This is a genomic window from Streptomyces sp. NPDC001108 (genome assembly GCF_053598535.1).
In genome coordinates this window covers 175,233-189,816 of record NZ_JBSFKL010000002.1, presented here as the reverse complement: position 1 = coordinate 189,816, position 14,584 = coordinate 175,233, and the positions used below count along the sequence as shown (strand labels likewise).

The following is a 14,584-nucleotide window of genomic DNA, read 5'->3' as shown; positions in this document are numbered from 1 at the left end:
GTCGAAGGCGGCGTCCAGCTCGGCCTCCAGGGCGCGGACGGCCGCCGCGTCGTCGGCGGTGGGCGCCCCACGCAGTGCCACCAGCAGGTCCAGGTCACTGACCCCGGGAACGGCGGTGCCGCGCGGAATGCTGCCGTAGACGTACGCGCTGTGCAGCCGCGCGGCGCCGAATGTCCCGGCGATCCGGGTCCGGGCCGCCGCCACGACGGGGGCGAAGGGCGCGGGCACCCGGCTCGGCGAGCCCTCTCGCCGGATCGTTCCGTCCGGGTTCAGCCCCCGGTCGTCCTTGTCGTCCATGCACGTACTCTGCCCGCCGCCCCGCTGTGGCCCCCGGCGGATTTACGCCGGGGCCACGGCGGGGCGCCCGGCCCGGCTCACGGAGGCGGGCGGAGCAGCGCCTTCGGGAGGATGAACCACAGGACGATGAAGAGGCAGAGGGTGGCGGCCGTGATCGCGATGCCGGCGACCCGGCCGAGGACCACCGTCATCAGCAGGAGAACGGCCCCGTTGAGCGCGAGGGCGAGGAAGACCAGACCGACTTGCGCGAACTGCGCCGACAGGGCGACGATCCGGGACTTGACGCCCCGGTGGAACATCCCCCGGTGCAGGGCGACCGGGGTCGCCAGCACGGCCGAGGAGACCACGGTGAGCAGCAGCGTCACCACGTACGTGGCGCGCTCGTAGCTGTCGAGATCCGGGAACCGGTTGGTGAACGCCACACCGAGCAGGAACGCGAAGACGATCTGCACCCCCGTCTGCACGACCCGCAGCTCCTGGAGCAGCTCGACCAGATTGCGGTCGGCGCGCTCCGCAGGCGTCTCCTCACCATGAGGGGACGCGGCCGCGGATCTCCGCGAGATGTGCGACATGGGCCCCATTTTTTCCCCCACGCCCCGGCCGCGCCACCGCTGCTCAGCTCGGAGGGGCAGCACCCGGCGCGGTCGCGGGGGCTCCGTGCGGGTAGTCCGGGACGGGTGTCCGGGAGCACCGGCGCCCGTCCGGGTCGCCGTCAGGGGCCCGGTGATTCCCGAGGTGGCCCTCTTTCGGTCGTGATGCGACCGAATCACAAGGAGCCGCAAGGGAATGTCGAATCGATCGGTCATCCCCTGTTGAATAAAACGCACAGCCCGCCACGGGGCACGGCGATGCGCGTATGCCTGCGGGAGAAACGAGAACCGGCCGAAACGGCGGCGCACGATGGCCTGGAACGAAGGGGAGAAGATCGGGACCGAGGCCGTCCAGCAGAAGTCGCCCCATGCGGACGAACGGCGTCGGGGTGGTTCGGGTGGTGGACGGTGTCTCGACCTGGCCGCCAGCTCGGACAGCGCGTTCGGAAGGGGCGAACTGGAGACTTGCCTGCCGAAAATTCTGCGACAGCTCGTGGAATTTTTTCGACGTGAGTTGAAATGTGAGGAAGCCGGTGCAGATTAACCGCCACATGCGGTGCGGCGCATCGTCGTCCGGGTGGGAACCTCGGTGTGAAGGTATTCATGATGGAGTCTCTGGAGATTCGATCATGGGGGTGCGGTGTGAGGGATTGGCGGACCGATTCGACGTTCGCGATGTGCCGGGCGCTGGTGAACGGGGCGGATCCGGCATCGTTCGCGGGAGGCGGGTTCGATGTGCGGGCGGTGGTCGCTGCCGTCCAGTCCGGGAACCGGAACGGGCTGCTTCCCGAAGCCGTTCCGTGGGGGAACTTCCCGCACGGTGACGACGCCCGGGCAGCCGTTCGCCTGTTGCGCACCGGCGAGGGTCCCGTTCGCTGCGCGACGGACGTGCTGGGCGGCCTGTGCGCCAACGACAGCCGGGCCGCGGCCGCCCTCGCCGTACCGTTCCTGATCCCCATCGCCGCCGATACCCGCCACCCTCACCGCGCTGCCGCCCTTGCCGTGCTCTCCGGCCCGGCCCGCGCCCGGCATCATGGCGTCGCCTCCCGCGACGAATTCCTCCTCCATCGCAACGACCCCCGGCGTCACGCCCCCGACGACTACGACGACTACGGTGTCGAGGTGACGGGCTACCCGGCAGGCTGGTCGGTGTCTGCCGCCCGGGCCGCGATCACCGCCGGAACCTCCGTCCTCCTGCCGCTTCTCAACGACTCCGACCCCGCCATCCGCATCGACGCGGCCTATGCCCTGGCCACGGCCGCCGACCCCGACCTCGTGGTGCGGGGCGCCCTTGCCGCCGGTTTCGCCGCCGAGCATGACGTCATGGTCCGCGCCGCCCTGCTCCTCGCCGTCGCCGAGACCGCCCGGGCTCACGTAGGGCCGTCGGCCGTCCCGTGGTTCCGTGAGGGGTGGCGTGACGGGACGGACGCCCCCGAAGTCCGCCTGGCCGCGGCGATCGGCTGGCTCTGCCTCACCGATGAGCCCATCCCCGAGGATCTCCACCGGACCGTCGACACCCTCGCCACGGACGAACGCGCGCACGCCATGGACGCCCTGCCGTGGATGCGTGCCGCCGCCGGAACCGGTGAACCCGGACTCCTGCGCTGTGTTCGCCGCATGCTCCACCCCGAGAAGCCCGAACCGTACGACGACGACCCCTGGTCCTCCTTGCTCTGAGCGACTCGCCTCGGCCCCGTCCGCGCATGGACCCGACGCCTGGTGGGTCACGTTCAGTTGCTGACGTCCTGCTTGATGTGCGCCAGCGCTTCGTCCCACACGTCCCCTCCGTCCGCCCAGGTCCACAGCCATTGACGCAGAGACGGTGCCGCGTAGCGCAGGCCATCGTGGGGGTTCTGGCCCCAGTCTGGTTCCCAACCGTCGGCGTCCCAGAGCAGCACCGGGTTGTCGATCGCTGTCAGGGAGACGTGCCACTCCATGGTGCAGCCGCCACCCGTCAGGAAGAACCACGATGCCGGTGGCCCCCATCCTGGCCGCTGGTCGTGGACGGTGGTTGCACAGTGCCAGTCCGGGAAGTGCCAGTGCGGAATGCTGCGCGGTATCAGTGATGCGAGGCCGCCATCCGGCCCGAACCCTCCGTCGCCGATCTCGGTGTAGATGCGGCGAAGCAATGCGGGCAGCCGATACCCGAGCTTCTGCTCCGCGTGCTCGACCTGGGCGAGCGTGACAGGCGGGAAGGGCGTGTCGGGGAGGCTTCTGCGGGAGGGGATTGCGCCTCCGGCGCCCCATGCGAGTGCGTGCAGTCTCTTCAGGAGCGCGTCGTCGTCCGTAGCAGTGCGGTGGGTGGCATCGGTCACGAGCCGGGACTGTAGTGCGGAAGGGTTGACGCTTCGGAGGCTGTTGCTTCGGACGCTCGGCGCTTCTTGCCCCTGCTGGACGAAGCGCGCGGCCGTCGGTTCTGCACCGCGACCGAACGGTGACCCCTAGCTGCGAAACGAAGAGACCGGCGACACGGGAGCGCTTCCGGTTGATCGCTCAGAGCGAACACATCCCTGGGAACAATGGGCGGCTCAGGAGCATTGAGTCTGCATAGCTCAACTTGACTGCCGAAGGGGAGATCATGGCTACCGATTCCACCGCGGTTACTCCGCTCGCCCTGCCCGTGCTGCCGCTCGACGACGAGGTCGTGCTGCCCGGGATGGTGGTGCCTCTGGACCTGTCCGACGCGGAGGTGCGGGGCGCCGTCGAGGCCGCGCAGGCGGCGGTCCGGGCCGACGGGGGCAAGCCCGAGGTGCTGCTCGTGCCGCGGATCGACGGTACGTACGCCGGTACCGGTGTCATCGGTACCGTCGAGCAGGTCGGGCGGCTCTCGGATGGAGACCCGGGCGCGCTGATCCGCGGCCGGGGCCGGGTGCGGATCGGGGCCGGGACCAGCGGTCCGGGCGCCGCGCTCTGGGTGGAGGGGACCCGGGTCGACCCGGTCGTCCCCGACCCGCTGCCGGGCGCCGCCGCCGAGCTGGTCAAGGAGTACAAGGCGCTCGCCACCAGCTGGCTGAAGAAGCGCGGCGCCTGGCAGGTCGTGGACCGGGTCCAGCAGATCGAGGACATCTCCGCGCTCGCCGACAACTCCGGTTACTCCCCGTTCCTCACCACCGCCCAGAAGGTGCGGCTCCTGGAGACGACCGACCCGGTCGCCCGGCTGAAGCTCGCCATCCAGTGGCTCGGCGAGCACCTCGCCGAGCAGGACGTCGCCGAGTCCATCGCCAAGGACGTCCAGGAGGGCGTCGACAAGCAGCAGCGCGAGTTCCTGCTGCGCCGCCAGCTCGACGCCGTACGCAAGGAGCTCGCCGAGCTCAACGGCGAGTCCGGTTCCGGCGACGAGTCCGACGACTACCGGGCCCGCGTCGAGGCCGCCGACCTGCCCGAGCACGTCCGTGAGGCGGCGCTGAAGGAGGTCGAGAAGCTGGAGCGGGCCTCCGACCAGAGCCCCGAGGGCTCCTGGATCAGGACCTGGCTCGACACCGTCCTCGAACTTCCCTGGACCGAGCGGACCGAGGACGCCTACGACATCCGGGGCGCCCAGCGGGTCCTGGACGCCGAGCACGCCGGGCTCCAGGACGTGAAGGAGCGGATCACCGAGTACCTGGCCGTGCGCAAGCGGCGCTCCGACCGCGGCCTCGGGGTCGTCGGCGGGCGGCGCGGCGGCGCCGTACTGGCGCTGGTGGGGCCGCCCGGTGTCGGCAAGACCTCGCTCGGCGAATCCGTCGCGCACGCCATGGGCCGCAAGTTCGTCCGCGTCGCCCTCGGCGGGGTGCGGGACGAGGCCGAGATCCGCGGCCACCGGCGTACGTACGTCGGTGCTCTGCCCGGACGCATCGTGCGGGCGATCAAGGAGGCCGGTTCGATGAACCCGGTCGTCCTGCTCGACGAGATCGACAAGGTCGGCTCCGACTTCCGGGGCGACCCGGCCGCCGCCCTCCTCGAAGTCCTCGACCCGGCGCAGAACCACACCTTCCGCGACCACTACCTGGAGGTCGAGCTCGACCTCAGCGACGTCGTCTTCCTGGCCACCGCCAATGTGCTCGAAGCCATCCCGGAGGCGCTGCTCGACCGCATGGAACTGGTCCGGCTCGACGGCTACACCGAGGACGAGAAGGTCGTCATCGCCCGCGACCACCTGCTCCCGCGTCAGCTGGAGCGGGCCGGACTGGCGGCGGACGAGGTCACGCTCGACGAGTCCGCGCTGCGCAGGCTGGCCGGCGAGTACACGCGGGAGGCCGGGGTCCGGAACCTGGAGCGGGCCGTCGCCCGGCTGCTCCGCAAGGTCGCGGCCCAGCATGAACTGGGCGACCGGGAGCTTCCGTTCACCGTCACCGACGCGGACCTGCGGGGCCTGATCGGGCGCCCGCACCACGTCCCGGAGTCGGCGCAGGACCCGGCCGAGCGCCGGACCTCGGTGCCGGGGGTGGCGACCGGGCTCGCGGTCACCGGGGCCGGTGGCGACGTGCTCTTCGTGGAGGCCTCGCTGGCCGACCCGGAGACCGGGGCCTCCGGACTGACCCTCACCGGTCAGCTCGGCGACGTCATGAAGGAGTCAGCGCAGATCGCGCTGAGCTTCCTGCGCTCGCACGGGGCGGAGCTGGAACTGCCGGTCGCGGACCTGAAGGACCGGGGCGTGCACATCCACTTCCCGGCGGGCGCGGTCCCCAAGGACGGCCCGAGCGCCGGCATCACCATGACGACCGCGCTGGCCTCGCTGCTCTCCGGGCGGCTGGTCCGTACGGACGTGGCGATGACCGGTGAGGTCTCGCTGACCGGGCGGGTGCTGCCGATCGGCGGCCTCAAGCAGAAGCTGCTCGCCGCCCACCGGGCCGGGATCACCACCGTGGTCATCCCGAAGCGGAACGAGGCCGACCTGGACGACGTCCCGGCCGAGGTGCTGGACACCCTGGAGGTCCACCCGGTGACCGACGTCCGCCAGGTTTTGGAGATCGCCCTGGCCCCGGCCGAGGCCCCGGCACGGGAGGAGATCCCGGTCGCGGCGTGAGCGGCACGGCGTGACGGACGTGGCGCCGCGCGCGTGACCGGTACGGACGGCCCGCCTCCCGGGATCCCCGGGGGAGCGGGCCGTACCGCGTGCCCGTGCGCGGCGGCTGACCCTTCCGTGACGACGCGACCCCCGGCGCCGGGGTGCCGGGGTGCCGGGGGTCGCGTCGTCGTGGAACCGGGAGGTCAGGGGCGGTAGATGGTGCCCGGGACCGGCTCGGCGGGGGCCATCAGTTGCGGCACCGTCACGAAGGTGTAGCCCTGCTTCTGCAGCGCGTCGATGATGCCCGGCACTGCGGGGACCGTGCCCTTGTAGATGTCGTGCAGCAGGATGACGCCGTCCCGGCTCGCCTGGTCGAGTATCCGCTTCCTGATCAGCGCGGAGTCGGTCGTGGAGTAGTCCTTGGCGGTGGCGCTCCACAGGATCTGGGAGAGGCCCAGGTCCTTGCTGACGTCCGAGACGATGTCGTCGGTGCGGCCCTGCGGCGGGCGCATCAGCCGGGGCTGCTTGCCGGTTATCTCCGTGATCGCGTCCTGCGTCTTCTTCAGCTCGGCGCGTATGTCGGCCGGGTCGCGATCCGTGAGGATCTTGTGGGTCCAGGTGTGGTTGGCCACCTCGTGGCCCTCGGCGGCGATCCGGCGCACCGTGTCGGGGTGCTTCTTCACATGGTTCTTGCCGAGCAGGAAGAAGGTCGCGTGCACCTTCTTCTCCTTGAGGATGTCCAGCAGACGCGGGGTGTCCTCGCCCGGTCCGGCGTCGAAGGTCAGCGCTATGCACTTGGCCTTGCGGCAGTCCACCGGGCCGAAGGTGCCCTTCGCGTCGGAGCCCGCGTCGGCGCGCGCCGAGGCCGGAGCCGTGGTCTGCATCGCGCAGCCGCCCAGGGTCAGCGTGAGCGCCGTCACCAGGGCCGCGGTCAACCCCTTACCGATCGGCTTCGTCTTCTTGGGCAAGGCGGGTCACTCCTCCGTGGCTGAACAGATGCGCGCGGCGCGGTGTGCCGGGTGCGCCGGAGGAGGACTATACACAGCGTGTATACGTCAACGAACGTCGGGGTCAATCACCGCTCCGGGGGACGAAATCCCTGTTCGGAGGCGTATGGAACGCGGTACGCGCAGTGCCCCGGCGGGGCGCGCCGGGGCACTGCGGTGTACGCGGGGAGGATGCGCGTCCGGGAGAGGCTCAGCCGTTGGCGAGGGCCTGTACGCGGTCGAGGGCGCCGTTGAAGCGGTTGTGGTCACCGACGTACGGGCCGGACGAGGTGTACTGCCAGATCGTGTAGAAGCCCCAGCCGGCCGGGAGCTCGCCGACGGTGCTGGCGTACCGGGCCACCCAGAGCGGGTTGGTGGCGCCGAAGCTCGCGTTGTTGCCGGTGCAGTCCTTCCACCAGCTGGTCGCGGTGTAGATGACCGCGTCGCGGCCGGTGCGCGCCTTGTACGTGTTCACGAAGTCGCGGATCCAGTTGACCATGCCGGCCTGGCTCAGGCCGTAGCACTGGGCGCCGTACGGGTTCCACTCGATGTCGAGCACGCCGGGGAGCGTCTTGCCGTCCCTGGACCAGCCGCCGCCGTGGTCCACGAAGTAGTTGGCCTGGGTGGCGCCGCTCGTGGTGTTCGGGGTGGCGAAGTGGTACGAACCCCGGATCATGCCCACGTTGTACGAGCCGTTGTACTGCTGCGCGAAGTAGGGGTTCGTGTAGTACGTGCCCTCCGTGGCCTTGGTGTAGGCCCACTTCACGCCGCTGCCCCAGAGCGTCGACCAGGCGACGTTGCCCTGGTAGCTGGCGACGTCCACGCCTTCGGTCTGGACGGCGCGGGTGTCGCGGGGGAGTCCGGCCTCGCCGTCGTGGGCTATGACGCCCATGCCCATCGTGGCGGTGCCCCTGGCGGGCTTCTTGGCGGCCGCGGCGTCGGTGTCGGCGGCGCTCGCCGCGCCGGGCAGGGTGAGCATGAGGGAGAGCGCTGCGAGGAGCGTTCCGGCCGCCGCGAAACGGGAGCGGCGGGAGGACCTGGCAGTGGATCTGAGCACCGGCATGGGAGTGCCTCCGAGGACGTGGTGGGGGGACGCGCTGATCCCAGGGGGACGTGGGGCACACCCCCCTGCGGGCATGTAATGGTGTGAACATGCCAGGCATGACGCTACGCACGTAGACCCGTGCTGGGGAAGGGGGTCCGGGCGCCGCCGTTGGTCTACTCCTGCGAAATACTGGCGCAAGCTGCGGTGATGACCTGCGGTGAAAGAAATTTTCAGCGACCGGAAAGCTCATGAGGGGTGTTGACGTGCACGGGAGCGAAAGCGGTAGTGAACCGGGCGCGACCGGAAGGAGTGGTGTGGACCACGCATTCCTCGCGCTGGAACGGGAGTTGGCCGTCTTTCTGCGCCGGGCCCGCGCCAATTCGGGGGAGATGGCCCGGGAGGTCCATCCCGACCTGGAATCCGCCGCGTACGGCCTGCTCGTCCAGTTGGAGTCGGCGGGGCCGCAGCGGGCCACCGACCTCGCGGCCTACTTCGGGGTGGGCAAGGCGACCATGAGCCGTCAACTCCGCGCCCTGGAAACGCTCGGGCTGGTGATCCGCGAACCCGATCCCGCCGACGGCCGGGCCTTCCTCGTCCGCCTCACCGCCGAAGGACTGGACCGCTACCGCAGCGTCCGCGACGCCCGCCGCGAGCGCTACGTCCGCAAGCTCGCCGACTGGGACCGCGCCGAGGTGGCCGAACTCGCCCGGCTGCTCCACCACTTGAACGCCCGCGCCGAGAACTGACGCCCCGGGGCCGGAGGGCGTACGGCCTCGGGGGCGGCCCCCGGAGCGCGAGGGCGGGCGCCCGGACGCCCCGTCACAGCACCGAGTGGACCGCCGTCGCGTCGTCGTGCGTCTTGCCGCGGCCCAGCAGCGCCCGCCCGGCCCCCGCGTCCGCCTCCTCCAGCACCCTGACCCGGTCGATCAGCGACTGCGGCCCCTCGTCGTCGAGCACCTTCAGGCAGTCCGCCCAGTCGCCCGCGCGGAACACCTCGGTCCAGCGGGCCGCCCCGTCCGTCAGCGCGGCGATCGCCCGCACCTGGTCGAGCGGGGTGCGGCCGGTCACCGCACGGGACGCCACGGCGGGGTCGGCGGCCGCGGTGAAGAAGCCGCCCTCCTTGTTGCGCAGCCGGGTGTCGGTGAACGCCACGGAGCTCAGCGAGCCGGGCGGCAGCCGGTCCAGCCGGTCGTCGAGCACCGGGCGTACGCTCCCGTCGCGCATCCCGAGCAGCAGCACGGAGTCGGAGAGCACCAGGTGCTCGATCTCGCGTTCGTCCCACCGGGCCATGACGACCGTCGCCTGCGGTGTACGTACGTGAGAAAGGTCACACAGGGAACGGTGCGTGTCGGCGGTGCGCCCTATGGACAGGGCGAGGATCTCCTGAAGGGTCAGATCCCGCCGCGAACCGGACAGTTCGATCAGCGCGCCGCCCAGCCGGGCCGTGAACCACGGAACCGAATGCACACAACCGTCGTCGCCCCGCGGCGGCGTCACCCCGTCCAGCAGGACCAGCGCCCCGCCCCACCCGGAAGCGGGGAGAACGGTGGCCGCCCAGTCCTCGTTCGGGTGTTCGGGACTTCCGGGGGCCGTGGCCAGCGCGAAGAGCATGCGGCCAGTCTGCACGACGCCTTCACGCCCTCCGCACTCCCGTGTGATTGGCCTGAACCTGCGGCTTCCGGCCGGTGAGGGAGCGGAAGGGCGGCCTCCGTGGGGCGTGCGGGCGGGCATCCTGCCAAAGCCCGGGCGGAAGTTCCACCCGGCGGACCGGGTGTGGCCGAGGGCCTGTCCGGGCAGACTTGTTCGCCAACTCGGGAGTGATGTTCACTCCTTCAGGTGGTGGAGTGGTCGTTGCGTGTCCCCCTCCCAACAGCGCTGGAATGGTCGGAAGCCGTACCAGTGGGAAGGGACGCCCGCGCGTGTGACCGTGCGTCACCTCTGCTTCATGGGCGGACGAGTCAAGAATGCGAGCACCGGTGCAGAAGAAGCGGCCTCGGAGCAAGGGCGAAGAGCGGAACGGTTCCGGGGCGGTGTCACCGGCCCCCGCCGAGAGCGGGAGCACCCGGCGTCCCGTACGGGTGCGGAGCAGGCTGGTCGCCGGAGTCGCGGTGGTCGGGGTCACCGTCATCGCGGCCGGTGCCCCCATGGTCCTCACCGCCTCCTCCGAGCTGAACGACTCGCAGCGCCTGGTCACCCTCGCCGAGCTGAACCAGCAGGCCGTCGCCCTCGCCCACGCGCTGGCGGACGAGCGCGACGACGTCACCGCCAGGATCGCCGCGGGCCGGGACGGGAAGACCGGCGCGGACGACGCCCGGAGCACCCGGGTCGACCAGCGGGTCGAGGAGATCCGGGCCGCCGCCCCCGCCGCGCTCCGCCGCGACCTCGCCGGCATCCCCTCCCTGCGCCGCGAGGCGCTCACCGGCAAGGGCACGGCGCTGGAGGCCCACCAGGCGTACTCCGAGATCATCGGAAAGCTCCAGGCCCTCGCCGAGGAGCTGACGGAGAAGACCCCGCCGCGCGCCGCCGGGGCCACCCGTGCCTCGCTCGCCCTCGCCCGCGCCACCGAACAGGCCGCCGCCACCCGGGGGCTGCTGCTCGCCGCGCTCTCGGTGCCCGGCGGGGCCCCCACCCCGCAGATCGACCCGGTGACCGGGCTGCCGGTGCAGAACGGTTCGAGCACGATCGACCCGGCGACCGGCCTGCCGGTCCAGACGCAGGACGGCGCGAGCGCCAAGGACGACCGCACCCGCGACGAGCTGAGCGCCGCGGCCCAGCTCGCCCGCGTCCGCGAGCTCGGCGCGCTCGCCGACTTCGACCAGGTCGCGGGAGCCACCGCCCGCGACAAACTGGCGTCCACGGTCACCGGACCGGAGGTCGCCGGAGCTGAGAAGTACCTCAACAAGCTCACCGCCCGCCCCGAACTGTCCGAGAGCGGCCGCGCCACCAGCCGGAAGAAGGCCGGGGCGGCGCTCTCCGCGCGGATCGACCGGATGCGGAGCGTCGAATCGGCCCTGGGCACCGAGCGGATCGGCCGACTGGAGCAGCTGCGCGACGACGACGTCACCGCGCTCGAACTGCGCATCGCGCTGCTCGGCGGCTGCCTGCTGATCGCCGTCGGCGTCTCCACCGCCGTGGCCCGCACCCTCACCCAGCCGCTCGCCGTGCTGCGGATCGGCGCCGCTCGGCTCGCCACGGAGCCCGAGACCGCCGAGCCGGTCCGCTACACCGGCCGCAACGACGAGTACGCCCAGGTCGTACGGTCCCTCAACAGCCTGCACGCGAGGCTCCGGGGGCTCCTGACCCAGTTCAACGGCCGCTTCGCGGAGCTGGAGGGCGAGCGCGGCGAGCTGGCCGCCGGGCGCGAGGCCCTCGCCGCCCAGCGCGCCGAGCTCCAGACCGCGACCGCGGAGCTCACGGCCGAGCTGGAGCAGCTGAAGAACACCGTCCACCACACCTTCGTCAACCTCTCGCTGCGCACCCTCGGCCTGGTCGACCGTCAGCTCGGCGTCATCGAGGGCCTGGAGGACCGGGAGCAGGACCCGGAGCGGCTGGCCACCCTCTTCAAGCTCGACCACATGGCCACCGTCATGCGCAGGCACAGCGAGAACATGCTGGTCCTCGCGGGCGCCGAGCACGGCCACGGGCACGCCGGGCCGATCCCGCTGGTCGACGTGGCACGCGCGGCGGTCTCCGAGATCGAGCGGTACGAGCGGGTCGTCATCCAGGCCCTGCCGCCGCACGCCCAGGTCGCCGGCTTCGCCGCCGACGACCTCAGCCACCTGCTCGCCGAGCTGCTGGAGAACGCCACCGCCTTCTCGCCGCCGGAGTCCCGGATCCAGCTCTCCGGCTGGCTGCTGGAGAGCGGCGAGGTGATGCTCTCCGTGCAGGACGACGGCCTCGGGATGCCCGCGGCGCGGATGACGGAGCTGAACGCCCGGCTGGCCGACCCGACCCTGTTCGAGGCGGGCGACCGGAGCACGGAGGGGGCCGGGCTCGGCCTCCAGGTCACCGCACTGCTGGCGGCCCGGCACGGCGTACGCGTCGAGCTGCGCGAGCACACCGGCAGCGGGCTCACCGCCGTCGTCGTCCTGCCCAAGGCCCTGCTGCCGGAGGCGCCCCCGGCCGTCACCCCGCCCCCGGCGAAGTCCTCCGGTTCCGCGCCCACGCTGAACCTCCCGGGCTCGGTCGCCGAGGCCAACTCCAACGCGCTGCCCGCCCGTACGCCGTCGACCGAGCCGGAGCCGGAGCTGTCGTCCGGCGAGCCGCAGCCGTCGTCCGGCGACGAGGAGCCGACCGCGGCCGCGACCGCACCGGAACCGCGGCCCGCCGAGGCGCCGCCGTTCGCCGAGGCCCGGTCGTCCGTCGAGGAGCGGCCGTCCGCGGAGGAGCCGCAGTCGCCCGAGGAGTGGCAGCCGTCCGGGAAGCGGCCCGCCGAGGACCCGCTGATCGCCGCCGCCGAGCGGGCGATCCGGGCGTCGGGCGCCGACTCCGTACCGGCCCCGGCAGCCGCAGATCCGTCCCCGGCCCAGAAGTCCCCGACCCCGGCTCCGGCCGAGTCGGAGTCCGAGGTCACCCTCCAGGTCCGCCTCCCCGTCGCACCGAAGCCCGCCGCCTCCCCGCGGCCCGAGGCGGCGGACCCGTACGCCATCGGCCCCGACCGCCACGAGCGGACGCCCGACCAGCCCCGGGACCGCATCCCGGAGCAGCGCACCCAGTCGCCCGCGGAAGCCGCCCCCGCCGCGGAGGCGGAGCCCGCCGCTCCCGCCGGGCGCGTCACCGACAAGGGGCTGCCCAAGCGCACCCCCCGCATCACCAAGCCCGCCGCGGCGGCCACCACCGAGCGCAAGGGGAACCTGGACAAGGAGGCGCTGCGCCGACGGCTCGGCGGCTTCCACCAGGGCGCGAAGGACGGCCGCCGGGACGTCGAGGCGGAGATCGCCGAAGGGTACCCCGCCCCGCACAGCACACCCACCGACCAGCACGGCGACGCGGCCCGCCCGGGCAGCAGCATGACCGACCAGACCGATGAGACGGGGGACACAGTCGAGGAGGCACGCAGTTGACTGCGCCGAGCACAATCGGGCTGAGCACCGAGGCCCGCAACCTGCACTGGCTGCTGAGCAATCTGGTGGAGGAGGTACCAGGGGTCCACTCGGTCACCGTCGTCTCGTCCGACGGACTGATGCTGCTCTCCTCCGACCCCGGCCATCTGGCCACCACGAGCACCACGAACACCGGGGCCCCCGGCGGCCCCAGGGGTTCCAGCGCCGACCTGGCGACCATCGTCTCCGGCATCGGCAGCCTCACCATCGGTGCCGCCAAACTCATGGACGGCGGTGGCGTCAAGCAGACGATGGTCGCCATGGACGAGGGCAGCGTCTTCGTCATGTCGATCAGCGACGGATCCCTGCTCGGGGTGCACGCCACCCCGGACTGCGACATGAGCGTCATCGCGTACCACATGGCGCTCTTCGTCGGCCGGGCCGGACACGTACTCACCCCCGAACTCCGCAGTGAACTGCGCAAATCGATGGAGAGCACCCAGTGAAGCCCGCTGCCGAATCCGCGCCCAGGCTCCCCGTACGCGGGGCCGACCGCAGGCCCGCCAGGGTCCGGCCGTACTCCCTCACCGGCGGCCGCACCCGCTTCGGGCACGTCCTGCTCGTCGAGACCTTCGTCGCCGCGCTCGACGCCCCCGAGGAACGCCGCGAGCTGACCAACGGCAGCCTGTCGACCCGGGTCATGCCCGAACTCCAGGCGATCGTCGAGATCTGCCGCCGGATGCGCACGGTCGCGGAGATCTCGGCCCTGCTGAAGATGCCGCTCGGCGTGGTCCGGGTCCTCCTCAGCGACCTGGCCGACCAAGGAAAGATCCGCGTGTACGGAACCGGTCACGGCACCGGCCAGCCCGACCGCGCACTGCTCGAAAGGGTGCTCAATGGACTCCGCCGTCTCTGAGTCGACGCTCTTCGCCCCGCGCCGGCCGGGCACAGCGGACCAGGCAGAGGAATCGCTCCAGGCCTGGCAACTCGACCGTACCCGGGCCCCCATCGCCACGAAGATCGTGGTCGCGGGCGGCTTCGGCGTCGGCAAGACGACCTTCGTCGGCGCCGTCTCCGAGATCACCCCGCTGAAGACCGAAGCGATGATGACCCAGGCCAGCGAGGAGACCGACGACCTCTCCGCGACGCCCGAGAAGGTCACCACCACCGTCGCGATGGACTTCGGCCGGATCACCCTCGACGACGACCTGGTGCTCTACGTCTTCGGCACCCCCGGGCAGCAACGTTTCTGGTTCATGTGGGACGACCTGGTGCGCGGCGCGATCGGCGCGGTCGTGATGGCCGACACCCGTCGGCTCGCCGACTGCTTCCCCGCCCTCGACTACTTCGAGAGCTGCGGCCTGCCCTACATCGTGGCCGTCAACCACTTCGAGGGGACGCCCGGATACGAGGCGGAGGACGTACGGGAGGCCCTGACCATAGCCCCGCACGTACCTGTTGTGATCATGGACGCGCGTAACCGGATCACCGTCGTCGAGTCCCTGCTGGCCCTCGTCGGCCACGCCCTCGACGCCACCCCCGCCTAGGGACTTTCGTTTGGATCGGGCCGGATCAGTGAGCGGGGTCCGGTGCGTGCGATCGCAAGGCGGAGGAGGGAGTCGACGCGGAGCGTCGGC

12 protein-coding genes are annotated in these 14,584 nt (G+C 71.7%); 7 read left to right on the top strand and 5 right to left on the bottom strand.

What is annotated here, in order from left to right; all coding sequences use genetic code 11:
* Positions 1–374: 374 nt before the first annotated feature.
* Positions 375–869: a DUF6328 family protein gene (locus tag ACWC97_RS05670; protein WP_352277109.1), complete on the bottom strand. Its 495-nt coding sequence runs from the start codon at positions 867–869 to the stop codon at positions 375–377.
* Between the two features lie 660 nt (positions 870–1,529).
* Here ACWC97_RS05670 and ACWC97_RS05665 point away from each other — a divergent pair.
* On the top strand, positions 1,530–2,564 hold the full coding sequence (locus tag ACWC97_RS05665; protein ID WP_450647628.1) for a hypothetical protein: 1,035 nt from the start codon (positions 1,530–1,532) through the stop codon (positions 2,562–2,564).
* A 53-nt stretch (positions 2,565–2,617) separates the two neighbouring features.
* Here ACWC97_RS05665 and ACWC97_RS05660 read toward each other — a convergent pair whose 3' ends face one another.
* A complete protein-coding gene (locus ACWC97_RS05660) occupies positions 2,618–3,202 on the bottom strand; it encodes an SMI1/KNR4 family protein (RefSeq protein WP_450647626.1) in 585 nt (194 codons plus the stop codon).
* A gap of 263 nt (positions 3,203–3,465) precedes the next feature.
* Here ACWC97_RS05660 and lon point away from each other — a divergent pair, with 263 nt between their 5' ends.
* Positions 3,466–5,892, top strand: a complete 2,427-nt coding sequence (lon, locus tag ACWC97_RS05655; protein ID WP_385217646.1) for an endopeptidase La — start codon at positions 3,466–3,468, stop codon at positions 5,890–5,892.
* Between the two features lie 185 nt (positions 5,893–6,077).
* Here the strand turns inward: lon and ACWC97_RS05650 are convergent, their stop codons facing one another.
* Positions 6,078–6,758: a polysaccharide deacetylase family protein gene (locus ACWC97_RS05650; RefSeq protein WP_385217660.1), complete on the bottom strand. Its 681-nt coding sequence runs from the start codon at positions 6,756–6,758 to the stop codon at positions 6,078–6,080.
* Between the two features lie 313 nt (positions 6,759–7,071).
* Complete coding sequence (locus tag ACWC97_RS05645; protein ID WP_352277117.1) at positions 7,072–7,923, bottom strand: lysozyme; 852 nt, start codon at positions 7,921–7,923, stop codon at positions 7,072–7,074.
* A gap of 230 nt (positions 7,924–8,153) precedes the next feature.
* On the opposite strand from ACWC97_RS05645, the gene ACWC97_RS05640 reads away from it, so the two are divergent.
* Positions 8,154–8,651 (top strand): MarR family winged helix-turn-helix transcriptional regulator, encoded by a 498-nt coding sequence (locus ACWC97_RS05640; RefSeq protein ID WP_385217649.1) that lies wholly within the window; start codon positions 8,154–8,156, stop codon positions 8,649–8,651.
* Positions 8,652–8,724: 73 nt separating this feature from the next.
* On the opposite strand, the gene ACWC97_RS05635 is transcribed toward ACWC97_RS05640, so the two are convergent.
* Positions 8,725–9,516 carry a hypothetical protein gene (locus ACWC97_RS05635; RefSeq protein WP_450647625.1) on the bottom strand — a complete coding sequence of 264 codons (792 nt, stop codon included), beginning with the start codon at positions 9,514–9,516 and terminating at the stop codon, positions 8,725–8,727.
* Between the two features lie 365 nt (positions 9,517–9,881).
* Between ACWC97_RS05635 and ACWC97_RS05630 the strand changes: the two genes are divergently transcribed.
* The 4 genes from ACWC97_RS05630 to ACWC97_RS05615 are packed head-to-tail and all read left to right on the top strand — an operon-like array spanning position 9,882 to position 14,494.
* Positions 9,882–12,968 (top strand): nitrate- and nitrite sensing domain-containing protein, encoded by a 3,087-nt coding sequence (locus ACWC97_RS05630; RefSeq protein WP_450648182.1) that lies wholly within the window; start codon positions 9,882–9,884, stop codon positions 12,966–12,968.
* Complete coding sequence (locus ACWC97_RS05625; RefSeq protein ID WP_352277120.1) at positions 12,965–13,453, top strand: roadblock/LC7 domain-containing protein; 489 nt, start codon at positions 12,965–12,967, stop codon at positions 13,451–13,453. The genes ACWC97_RS05630 and ACWC97_RS05625 overlap by 4 nt, the downstream gene beginning before the upstream one ends.
* Positions 13,450–13,863, top strand: a complete 414-nt coding sequence (locus tag ACWC97_RS05620) for a DUF742 domain-containing protein (protein ID WP_352277121.1) — start codon at positions 13,450–13,452, stop codon at positions 13,861–13,863. The genes ACWC97_RS05625 and ACWC97_RS05620 overlap by 4 nt, the downstream gene beginning before the upstream one ends.
* Entirely contained in the window at positions 13,844–14,494 is a 651-nt protein-coding gene (locus ACWC97_RS05615; protein WP_352277123.1) for a GTP-binding protein, read from the top strand. The genes ACWC97_RS05620 and ACWC97_RS05615 overlap by 20 nt, the downstream gene beginning before the upstream one ends.
* Positions 14,495–14,584 lie beyond the last annotated feature (90 nt).

Bases quoted from the DNA above. Each gene is read 5' to 3' on its own strand.
- ACWC97_RS05670 (WP_352277109.1), bottom strand. From the start codon at position 869: ATGTCGCACATCTCGCGGAGATCCGCGGCCGCGTCCCCTCATGGTGAG.
- lon (WP_385217646.1), top strand. From the start codon at position 3,466: ATGGCTACCGATTCCACCGCGGTTACTCCGCTCGCCCTGCCCGTGCTG.
- ACWC97_RS05650 (WP_385217660.1), bottom strand. From the start codon at position 6,758: ATGCAGACCACGGCTCCGGCCTCGGCGCGCGCCGACGCGGGCTCCGAC.
- ACWC97_RS05645 (WP_352277117.1), bottom strand. From the start codon at position 7,923: ATGCCGGTGCTCAGATCCACTGCCAGGTCCTCCCGCCGCTCCCGTTTC.
- ACWC97_RS05640 (WP_385217649.1), top strand. From the start codon at position 8,154: ATGAGGGGTGTTGACGTGCACGGGAGCGAAAGCGGTAGTGAACCGGGC.
- ACWC97_RS05635 (WP_450647625.1), bottom strand. From the start codon at position 9,516: ATGCTCTTCGCGCTGGCCACGGCCCCCGGAAGTCCCGAACACCCGAAC.
- ACWC97_RS05615 (WP_352277123.1), top strand. From the start codon at position 13,844: ATGGACTCCGCCGTCTCTGAGTCGACGCTCTTCGCCCCGCGCCGGCCG.